Source organism: Proteus sp. fly-1067 (assembly GCF_040139345.1).
GTDB lineage: Bacteria > Pseudomonadota > Gammaproteobacteria > Enterobacterales > Enterobacteriaceae > Proteus > Proteus vulgaris_B.
The window spans coordinates 162,661-173,372 of sequence record NZ_JBEEUL010000009.1; the positions used below are offsets into that span (position 1 = coordinate 162,661).

The 10,712-nt window shown below is 38.1% G+C and carries 11 protein-coding genes; 4 read left to right on the forward strand and 7 right to left on the reverse strand.

Features of this window, described 5'->3' with window-relative positions:
• Positions 1 to 67 precede the first annotated feature (67 nt).
• The gene (locus tag ABN217_RS13350) at positions 68 to 811 is read left to right on the forward strand and encodes an SDR family NAD(P)-dependent oxidoreductase (protein WP_349459510.1); all 744 of its coding nucleotides are present in this window, start codon (positions 68 to 70) and stop codon (positions 809 to 811) included.
• A 212-nt stretch (positions 812 to 1,023) separates the two neighbouring features.
• The gene (tilS, locus tag ABN217_RS13355; protein WP_072069998.1) at positions 1,024 to 2,352 is read left to right on the forward strand and encodes a tRNA lysidine(34) synthetase TilS; all 1,329 of its coding nucleotides are present in this window, start codon (positions 1,024 to 1,026) and stop codon (positions 2,350 to 2,352) included.
• A gap of 36 nt (positions 2,353 to 2,388) precedes the next feature.
• Here tilS and rof read toward each other — a convergent pair whose 3' ends face one another.
• The gene (rof, locus tag ABN217_RS13360; protein ID WP_072069997.1) at positions 2,389 to 2,649 is read right to left on the reverse strand and encodes a Rho-binding antiterminator; all 261 of its coding nucleotides are present in this window, start codon (positions 2,647 to 2,649) and stop codon (positions 2,389 to 2,391) included.
• A 262-nt stretch (positions 2,650 to 2,911) separates the two neighbouring features.
• On the opposite strand from rof, the gene nlpE reads away from it, so the two are divergent.
• The gene (nlpE, locus tag ABN217_RS13365) at positions 2,912 to 3,592 is read left to right on the forward strand and encodes an envelope stress response activation lipoprotein NlpE (RefSeq protein ID WP_196554684.1); all 681 of its coding nucleotides are present in this window, start codon (positions 2,912 to 2,914) and stop codon (positions 3,590 to 3,592) included.
• Positions 3,593 to 3,684: 92 nt separating this feature from the next.
• On the opposite strand, the gene proS is transcribed toward nlpE, so the two are convergent.
• From proS to metN, 6 genes are all read right to left on the reverse strand, one after another.
• Positions 3,685 to 5,400 (reverse strand): proline--tRNA ligase, encoded by a 1,716-nt coding sequence (proS, locus tag ABN217_RS13370; RefSeq protein WP_196554683.1) that lies wholly within the window; start codon positions 5,398 to 5,400, stop codon positions 3,685 to 3,687.
• 480 nt (positions 5,401 to 5,880) lie between these two features.
• Complete coding sequence (gene tsaA, locus ABN217_RS13375; protein ID WP_072069994.1) at positions 5,881 to 6,588, reverse strand: tRNA (N6-threonylcarbamoyladenosine(37)-N6)-methyltransferase TrmO; 708 nt, start codon at positions 6,586 to 6,588, stop codon at positions 5,881 to 5,883.
• Complete coding sequence (gene rcsF / locus ABN217_RS13380) at positions 6,585 to 6,995, reverse strand: envelope stress sensor lipoprotein RcsF (protein WP_082151821.1); 411 nt, start codon at positions 6,993 to 6,995, stop codon at positions 6,585 to 6,587. The genes tsaA and rcsF overlap by 4 nt, the downstream gene beginning before the upstream one ends.
• 130 nt (positions 6,996 to 7,125) lie before the next feature.
• Complete coding sequence (locus ABN217_RS13385) at positions 7,126 to 7,941, reverse strand: MetQ/NlpA family lipoprotein (RefSeq protein ID WP_036933990.1); 816 nt, start codon at positions 7,939 to 7,941, stop codon at positions 7,126 to 7,128.
• Between the two features lie 67 nt (positions 7,942 to 8,008).
• Entirely contained in the window at positions 8,009 to 8,662 is a 654-nt protein-coding gene (locus tag ABN217_RS13390) for a methionine ABC transporter permease MetI (protein ID WP_036933988.1), read from the reverse strand.
• Entirely contained in the window at positions 8,655 to 9,686 is a 1,032-nt protein-coding gene (gene metN / locus ABN217_RS13395; protein WP_196554681.1) for a methionine ABC transporter ATP-binding protein MetN, read from the reverse strand. The genes ABN217_RS13390 and metN overlap by 8 nt, the downstream gene beginning before the upstream one ends.
• 194 nt (positions 9,687 to 9,880) lie before the next feature.
• On the opposite strand from metN, the gene gmhB reads away from it, so the two are divergent.
• Entirely contained in the window at positions 9,881 to 10,447 is a 567-nt protein-coding gene (gene gmhB, locus ABN217_RS13400) for a D-glycero-beta-D-manno-heptose 1,7-bisphosphate 7-phosphatase (RefSeq protein WP_196554680.1), read from the forward strand.
• Positions 10,448 to 10,712: the final 265 nt, after the last annotated feature.

Consider the following 10,712-nt stretch of genomic DNA (forward strand, 5'->3'; position numbering starts at 1 on the left):
ATTTTTTCTAAAAAAATAATAATGCCCGCCTATCATTTTATAAGATTTATTAAATGAGGGATCGGTGATGATTACATTTAGTGGCAAAGTGGGAATTATTACAGGTGGTAATAGCGGTATTGGTTTAGCCTCTGCGGAAAAATTTTTATCCCTAGGTGCATCAGTGGTTATTACTGGTAGTAATTTAGCACGAGGACAAAAAGCAGAAAAATACCTAAAAGAGAAGGGATTTGTCGGTGAATTCGTGCAAATGGATGTGAAGAGTGAAAAAGAAAATGAACAACTTGTTGATTATGTTGTAAATAAGTATGGAAGAATGGATTTCTTGTTTGCTAATGCGGGTGTTTTAACAGATAACATTGCTGATAAATTAGAGTATGAAAAATGGAAGGGTGTTTTAGATGTTAATCTAAATGGACTCTTTTTGATTAATCGAGCAGCAATTCAATATTGGCTAAAAAACAAAATGTCAGGTGCGATTGTGAATTGCAGTTCAATTTGTTCTTTTGTTGGGCAGCATGAATTTCCTGCCTATTGTGCATCAAAAGGCGGAGTTAAATTACTGACACAAACACTGGCTATTGATTACGCAAACAAAGGTATTCGTATTAATGCGGTTTGCCCTGGTTATATTGATACACCTTTGCTGGATGGCCGTGAATTAGATAAACAAAAGTTAGCGACATTGCATCCTATTGGGCGCCTCGGCACACCAGAGGAAGTGGCTAATGTTGTCGCATTTTTGGCCAGCGATGCGGCTTCGTTTGTTACTGGAGCTTCTTATTTGGTTGATGGCGGTTTTACAGCTTAATTCTGTTTTCAATAGAAAGCAGAATAATCGTTATTCTGCTTTTTACTTCTTTAATTTCTTTATAACCTCGTATTTATCTTATTTCTATTTCTCTTAATGTTTGTGTAATAGCGTTACACTTTGTTTTATTTATAGGAATACTTTGTACTCGTGCAAAATCAGCGAGAAAAGATTAACATAATCACCTGAATTCACTGATAAATGACAAAGCGATGAAACAGGAATACGGCTCACTTCTTAAAGAAATCAAACAGCGCATTGATCCTCACATCAAAATTTTGGTGGGCTTTAGTGGCGGAGTAGATTCCACCGTTTTACTGCAGGGGCTTGTGCGTTTACGTGATGAATTCCAATTACCTTTAGAATTAACTGCCATCTATATTCATCATGGATTAAATATCAAAGCAGATGATTGGCTTACTCATTGTGAACAATGCTGTCAGCAATGGCAGGTAAATTTTATTAGTGAAAAAGTTCGTGTCGATCCTAAAGATGGAGGGCTTGAGAATGGTGCTAGAGAAGCGCGTTATCAAGCTTTTCGTCGGAATTTACAACCACAACAAGTGTTAGTGACGGCTCAACATCAAGATGATCAAGCTGAAACTTTTTTACTGGCGTTAAAGCGAGGTAGTGGCCCGTCAGGGCTTTCTTCAATGCCAGCTAAAATGGTATTTGAGCATAGCTATTTGCTTCGACCATTACTTAATATTACTCGTGAAGAGATTGAATCTTATGCTACTGAGCAAGGGCTAACATGGATTGAAGACGATAGTAATCAAGACGATAGCTATGATCGCAATTTTTTACGTTTACGAGTTATGCCATTATTAACGCAGCGATGGCCCCATTTTTCACAATCGGTAACTCGTAGTGCAGCACTGTGTGGTGAACAAGAGGCACTATTGGATGAGCTGTTGGAGCCAGAACTTAATGCTTTAATGGATAGAGAGCACAGTTTAGACATCAAGCAACTTGCTCTTTGTAGTGTGATAAAGCGTAATGCGCTATTAAGGCGTTGGTTTGCTCAACATAATAAAATTATGCCCTCTAGACAACAAATTTTACGATTATGGCAGGAAGTTGCTTTAGCTAAAGCCGATGCTGAGCCTAAGTTACAATTTTATCAAGATGAAGTGAGGCGTTATAAACAACGCCTTTATCTTGTACCAATGATTGATGATCCTGTTAATAAAATTATTGAATGGCCACTTACTCAATCACTGTCTTTACCTAGTGGATTAGGTGTTTTATCTCTAACAACGGCAACAGGAAAAAATACCGTTAGAGCACCTTCAAAGGATGAAAAGGTCACCGTTCGTTTTGGTTTGACACAAGCGTCTTTGCGTATTGTTGGACGAGAACATGCTCGGCATAGTAAAAAAATTTGGCAAGAGCTTGACATTGCGCCTTGGCGTAGGACGCGAATTCCTTTGATTTATTATAATGATACGTTAATTGCTGCTATTAATACATTTGTGACTTTTGAGGGAAAAGCAACATCAGAATATGCGATTACTATTGAGTGGCAAGAGGCTCATTAATGAACAACCGCCTGCTGGCGGCTGTTCTTTATTCGGTTATTCCGATTTTATAACAATAGTCCCAAGTTCGGGATTAGAAAAACTGGCAATGATATCCAGTCGTAAATCTTTAGAACCTTCAGACGTCTTGATCTTTAGGTATTCAACCTTTTTGCTTAAGAAAAGATCATCAGCAATGCCTTCAATCAGCTCACCATTATGTAATTCAATATGGAGCGCTAAACCACGTTGGCATGCTAACTCCAGATACTCGTAATCATCACAGTTAATTGGTTGATATTCTGTATTTGTTGACATATTCCCTCACCACTTTTTCGTGGCGGTATAGCCGCCAGTGAATAATTCAGAATAAAATCATTATGCTGTTATTCGATGTGAGCACAATAGTTATTATAATAATTTTCTTAAATAGTTCTTTATTCGAAGTGATTTGAGAAATAACTGACAATTATGGGTGCATTTATCTTAAAGCGTATTTATTACCCCCCTTTTATTTTAAAAAATGTTAGAATCATATTGAGAATGATTTATTAAAAAGTACCCAGAATGTAGGGAGTCGATGATGGGGAAAAAAATTTTATTTGCAGCCGTTGCTGCCGGGTTATTTGTACTATCAGGTTGCCAAAATAATATTGGCTTATCACTTGATGGAAAAATTGTAGACCAAACTTACAACAGTATTCTGCCGTGTGCCGATTGTTCTGGTATCGACACCACAATTCTTGTCAATCAAGATGGCTCTTATGTAATGGAGCAAAGCTACCAAGGTTCACCTGATGATAAACGTAGTTTCTTTGAATCAGGAACTTGGGTATTAGGTAAAGATAAGCTGACACTGACTAATAGTTATGGTGAGAAAAGCTATTATTTACCTCGTGAAGATAAATTAGTTATGCTTGATATTGACGGTAACGTCATTAATTCAGAGCTAAATTATACTTTAGCTAAAGTTCAGCCTAAGCTGCTTGCTGGCGAGTTTACCTATTTTGCTGATGCTGGAACATTTAAAGATTGTCAATCAGGACGTATTTACGCAGCAAATGGTATTGAATTAGAAAAAGGTTATTTCTCAACAGGTGTTGATGGTGGAACACCGGTTTACCTTGAAGTGAATGGTTATTACAGTATTCGCCCTTCAATGGAAGATGGTAAATATGATAGAGCATTAGTTGTTACTGATGAAAAACCGCGTTTTAATCGTCATGGCTCTTGTGGAAACCATCGCGGTAGCAGAAGCTAAGTTTTAGTTATTCTATTCCTAATAAAAAAACCCGCTTTTGCGGGTTTTTTATTGCTCAATGAAGCCTCTCTTATCGTCAAGAGGCTTAAGAATTAAGCTAACTGCTCTTTGATAAAGGCAACAACGTCATCAACATTAATCAGTGATTTATCATCACTACGACGTGCTTTATATTCGATTTGGTTGTTATCGAGGTTACGATCGCCAATAACGATAGTGTGTGGAATACCAATTAATTCCATATCAGCAAACATCACACCCGGACGCTCTTTACGATCATCAAAAAGAACATCAATGCCTTGGGCTCGTAATTCGTCATAAAGTCTGTCAGCAACTTCTTTAACACGATAAGAACGGTGCATGTTCATTGGTAAGATTGCAACCTGGAAAGGTGCTATTGCATCAGGCCAAATAATACCACGTGCATCGTGATTTTGTTCAATAGCCGCAGCAACAATACGAGTTACACCGATACCATAACAACCCATAGTAACGATTTGGTTATGACCTTCTTCGTTTTGTACCGTTGCTTTTAATGCTTCTGAATATTTTGTACCAAGCTGGAAAATATGACCAACTTCAATACCTCGTTTGATAAGTAATGTGCCTTTTCCATCAGGACTTGGGTCGCCTTCGACCACATTACGGATATCAGCAATTTCAGCAACCGGTAAATCACGTTCCCAGTTAATACCAAAATAGTGCTTACCATCAACGTTTGCACCTGCACCAAAATCACTCATCACAGAAACAGAGCGATCCATAATAACTGGAAGTGGCAGATTAACTGGGCCTAATGAACCTGGACCTGCATTTACTGCTTGGCGAATTTCAGCTTCTGTAGCAAAAGTTAAAGGTGCTGCAACAATAGCGCATTTTTCTGCTTTTACTTCATTAAGCTCGTGATCACCACGGATTAATAAAGCAACGAGTTTATGACCACTTTCTTTTGTGCCATGAACAATCAATGTTTTGACTGTTTTTTCTATTGGCAGGTTGAATTGTTCCACTAACTCAGCAATGGTTTTTGCGTTTGGTGTATCCACTAAACGTAATTCTTCAGTCGCTGCTGCACGTGGTGTAGATGGCATTACGGCTTCTGCTAACTCAATGTTTGCCGCATAGTCAGAACCTGTAGAGAAAACAATATCGTCTTCACCGCTGTCTGCTAATACTTGGAATTCGTGAGATGCATTACCACCAATCGAACCTGTATCTGCCAACACTGGACGGAAATCCAGACCAATACGTGAGAATATTTTGCTATAAGCTTCATACATTCTGTCGTAAGTCTCTTGTAAAGACTCTTGAGAGATATGGAAAGAGTAAGCATCTTTCATGATAAATTCACGAGAACGCATCACGCCGAAACGAGGGCGTACTTCATCGCGGAATTTAGTTTGAATTTGATATAAATTCAGAGGAAGTTGTTTGTAAGAGGTAATTTCATTACGAACAATATCAGTGACAACTTCTTCATGAGTTGGGCCTAAAACAAATGGACGCTCGCCTCTGTCTGCGAAACGCAGTAATTCAGGACCGTATTGTTCCCAACGACCACTTTCTAGCCATAAATCAGCAGGTTGAACAACGGGCATTGAGATTTCAAGTGATCCTGCATTGTCCATCTCTTCACGAACAATTTTTTCAATTTTTCTCAGAACACGAACCCCTGTCGGCATCCAATCATAAAGACCAGAAGCGAGTTTACGGATCATGCCTGCGCGAAGCATAAGTTGATGGCTGACAATTTCTGCATCAGCAGGTGTCTCTTTTAAAGTAGAGAGCAAATAGTGGCTAGTACGCATTATTAGGTTCCATTAGAACAAAAATACTTAGGCTGACTGTCACGCCAGTCTACATCAATATAATTAGAGAAAGACTCTAGAGCGTGTTGATCTTTGCTGCTTATTTTTACAGCAAAAGAAATTTATAAAACAAGCAACATATTCAACTATTTTGAGTTTGGGCATTGATTGACATTAACAATGACCACTTAAAAATAAAAACAGCCCTACGGGTTCGATTAAAAGGCGTTTCACTCATTTTATTCTGCGTTGAGAGGCGCTAGCCTAGTTCACTAGGCGGCGAGCCCCTCTCCTTGCCTAAAATGCTTTTAATTCGAATAAAAATCGACCATCAAAGGTCAACACGCTCTAGTCTACCAGTGACTTAGGTCTGCCAAAAGGGGCAAAGCATTTTTTTCAATCTGATTTGTTTAAAGACAACGAGAATGACGTTCAGATTGGAGTATTCATGATACCAATATCAATGAAGATAGTAGCAAGTTACCGCGGTTCTATATCAAGAACAAGTGTCTGTTGCCCACTGACTTGCCAGCGAACATTAAATTCAAGTAAATGTACCGCATAGATCCTATCACTTTGCTCGTTTTTTTTATAAGCAGGGCGAGGATCTTGTTGTAATACTTGAGTAATAAAACGCGAAAGATGAGGATATTTGTTCGCATAATATTGCAGTTGTTCTAAAGCGAGTTGTGAAAAGAAAACAGACATTTCATTATCTGGTGCTTCTTGTGCAAAACCAGCAATCGCATTTGGTCGAGACTCTGCAAAGGGTAAATAAGGCTTAATATCCAGAACAGGAGTTCCATCAACTAAATCAAGGCTGCTTAAGTCTAAAACAACGGACTGGTTTTGTGTGTTTACTTTTTTTAATTCGACTAAAGACATGCCGATGGGATTTGGACGAAAAGTTGAGCGAGTTGCAAAAATACCCATTTTGGTATTCCCACCAAGCCTTGGGGGGCGAACTAAAGGATGCCAACCCTGTTGTGCTGTTTGATGAAAAACAAAAATCAGCCAAAGGTGACTAAATTGTTCTAAGCCTCGAACTGCATCTGGGTGATTGTAAGGTGTATGTAGAATAAGTTGGCCGCCGCCATCCTGGATTAACCCAGGTTGGCGTGGAACGGCAAATTTTTCTTTATAAGGACTTGATATATGCCCTATAGGATTCATTTGATAGGTATTCATTTTGTAATGAGTAATGCTGTACCTTCACAAATAGCAGATTGGTAGCAACCTAAACCAGTGACAATTTGGCATTCATGCAATAAAACAGCATTGGCATTTTTGTAAGCTGCTTTTGTAGCCATTCTTTTTTTTGCGATAGGTAAACTTGCTGGTGGATCTTGTAATGTTTGACGGCAAGATTCACCGGCAACAATGCCGAGATCTTTAAACGGAGCACCTAAAAGGTCTTCTGTTTTCTCAACAATACGCACAGAAGGTAACGTCTGTGATTTTGGTTTTTGTGGTTGTCCTGGTTTATTTAAACGCATATCCGTAAATTTAGACTGATCAACATCAGATGATTTTTGCATTGAACAGCCTGTCATAAACAGCGCCATGATGCCAAGAAGTAGCAAGCGCATGTGCATGGGTAATATCCTCTTTATTATTATCTATACAAAAATTAAACGGCTCTAATTTAATGCAATTTAGCCAAGTAAAAAAGAGAAAGGCGAACAAATGTCCGCCTTTTTTATAATTAAGTTAAATATTAATGTATTACCAGCCTTTTACTGCACCACCGTTAAAAATTTTATTGGCAGCACTATCCACTTCATCAGTTTGATAGGCTTGAATAAATTTCTTCACATTCTCACTGTCTTTATTATCTTCACGAGCAACAATGATGTTTACGTATGGTGAGTCTTTATCTTCAACAAAGATACCGTCTTTTGCTGGTGTTAAATTGACTTGGCTTGCATAAGTAGTATTAATTACTGCTAAGTAGATTTTTTGATCATCTAATGAGCGAGGTAACTGTGGTGCTTCTAATTCAACTAATTGTAATTTTTTAGGGTTTTCAATAATATCAAGCTTGGTAGGTAACAGACCTACGCCATCTTTTAATTTAATTAACCCAACTTTTTCTAATAACAGCAGTGAGCGGCCTAAGTTTGTTGGATCATTAGGAATAGCTACTTGTGCTTCATCAGGTAAATCGGCTAAATCAGTAATCTTTTTAGAATAACCCGCGATAGGATAAATAAAAGTATTTCCTACAGCTGTTATTTTGTAATTGCGATCTTTAATTTGTTGGTCTAAATAAGGTTTATGTTGGAATGCATTAATATCGATATCACCACGACTTAATGATTCATTAGGCATAACGAAGTCATTGAAAGTAACGAGTTCTACATCAAGACCATATTTATCTTTAGCAACTTGTTTCGCTACTTCAGCGACTTGTTGTTCAGAGCCTGAAATAACACCGACACGAATATGGTTTGGATCTTTTTCTTTTTCACCACAACCAGCTAATGCCAATGCACCAACTAAAGCACTTACAACTGCGAGCGATTTAAATTTCAATGACATACATTTACCCTTATTTGATCTGTTAATTAAAAGGTTTCCTTATTAATAATAGAAACCTTCAATCTATTTATTTATGTGTTGTCAGCTTCACTAAGCGATCGCCGAAAAACTGAATGATAAAAACAAGAATAACGAGTAGAACAATGACTGTATTCATTACTGTTGCATTATAGCCAACGTAACCATATTGGTAGCCAATTTGACCTAAACCACCGGCACCAACAGCACCTCCCATTGCGGAATAACCGACTAATGTAATTAAAGTAATGGTTGCCGCATTAATCAAGCCAGGTAAAGATTCGGGTAATAAAATCTTCTTAATAATTTGCATTGGCGTTGCACCCATAGAGCGGGATGCTTCAATCAATCCTTGAGGGATTTCTAATAGTGTATTTTCTACCATACGAGCAATAAATGGTGCCGCTCCAACAGTTAATGGCACGATGGCTGCTTGCAAGCCAATTGAAGTCCCTACGACCATACGTGTAAAAGGGATCATCCATACTAATAAGATAATAAAAGGGATTGCCCTAAAAATATTAACGAGTGCTGAAATAATGCGGTAGGCAGGTGGATTTGCCATGATTTGTTCAGGACGCGTAACATAAAGTAAAACACCCAGAGGTAATCCGATAACAAAACCAAAGAAGCCTGAAACAAAGGTCATGACTAAGGTTTCCCAGATCCCACTAATTAATAAATAAATCATACCTTCAGACATAACCGAGAACCTCTACCTTTACATGATGCTCTTCTAAAAACGCAATCGACTTTTCAGTGTTACCATTCTTACCGTGTAGTTCAGCTAACATCACACCAAATTTCACACCACCGGCATAGTCTATTTGAGAACTTAAAATATTAATATCAGCGTCAAAACGACGTGCAACGATAGACATTAATGGTGCATCTACAGATTGGCCGTTAAATTCAAGTCTCAATAATGGGAATAAACCTTCCTCCCACTCTGGTTTCATGTGTTCTTTATAGTCTTCAGGGATATCTAATTGCAGTGTTGATTGAATAAAAGCTTGAGAAACAGGCGTTTTAGGGTGAGAGAAAACCTCACTGACGGCATCACTTTCAACTAACTCACCACCACTAATAACCGCAACTTGGTCACAAATACGTTTTACAACGTCCATTTCATGAGTAATTAATAAAATGGTGAGGCCTAAGCGACGATTAATATCTTTCAGTAATTCTAAAATAGAACGTGTTGTTGCTGGATCTAGTGCGCTGGTGGCTTCATCACACAATAAAACATTAGGTGAATTTGCTAATGCGCGTGCAATTGCAACACGTTGTTTTTGTCCACCAGATAAGTTAGCTGGGTAGTACTCTTTCTTATCAGACAGACCAACTAATTCTAGTAATTCATTAACACGCTTATTAATTTCAGTTCGTGGCGTATTATCAAGTTCTAATGGCAATGCGACATTATCAAATACGGTACGAGAGGACAGTAAGTTGAAATGCTGGAAAATCATGCCAATACCGCGGCGTGCTTTTGTTAATTCTTTATCTGATAATTTTGTGAGATCTCGTCCATCAACCAATACTTCACCTGAAGTTGGTTTCTCTAACATATTTACGCAACGTATAAGTGTACTTTTACCCGCTCCTGACGATCCGATAACACCAAAAATCTGTCCTTGTGGCACATGCAGGTTTATATTTGATAGCGCTTGTATAGAACGCTCTCCCTGCTTAAATACTTTGTTTATATTCGTCAGTTTAATCATGTTTTTCTTTATATAAGTAGATATGGGACATAGAGACTATTCTGCCCGAGTTAAAATAGATGTTAAGGCGTCTAGACGGCTAAGTCAATAAAAAAGAGTAGAAGGCTAATAAAGAAAGAAAGCCGTGGATATCATTCTCTATATAAGAAAAAACATGCGATACTAATAAAAATATCTAAATGGAGTAATGTGCTGTGAGTAAGGGGATTTCAGCGATTTTCTTAGATCGCGATGGAACTATTAATATAGACCACGGGTATGTATCTGAAATTGATAACTTTGAGTTTATTGATGGCGTCATTGAGGCAATGGCTGAATTAAAAGCAATGGGCTATGCCTTAGTTCTTGTGACTAACCAATCCGGTATTGGCCGAGGTTACTATAGTGAAGATCAATTTTTACACTTAACTGAGTGGATGGATTGGTCTTTAGCGGATCGAGGTGTTGATTTAGACGGTATCTATTATTGTCCTCATCATCCTGACGCTAATATAGAAGAATATAGAAAAGCATGTGACTGTCGTAAACCAGCAGCAGGAATGTTTATGGATGCAAAAGCACAATTAAACATCGATATGGCTTCTTCTTATATGGTTGGTGATAAAAAAGAAGATATGTTGGCAGCAAAAAATGCAGGTGTTGGTCATAAAATTCTAGTTCGTACAGGAAAAGAGATAACAGAAGAGGCACAAAAGTGTGCGGATTTTGTTCTTGATAGCCTTGCAGACTTGCCAAAATGGTTAAAAAGCCACAAAAAATAAGCACTTCGTTTAATTTACCAACAAACAATCATTTTTTTTAAAAAAACTATTGCCAGCCTCAGAAAACTCCCTATAATGCGTCCTCGTTGTCACGGAACAGGGCGCTAAGCGAACTGACTGAGAAAACAAAGAAAAAAAGTGAAAAGCCTTGAAAATAAACGCTTGACACTGAATGAGGAAGATGTAGAATACGCCTCCTCGCAACAACGCAGAAGACCGGAAACGGCAGCGAATGTTGCACTGCTCTTTAACAAATTATCAGACA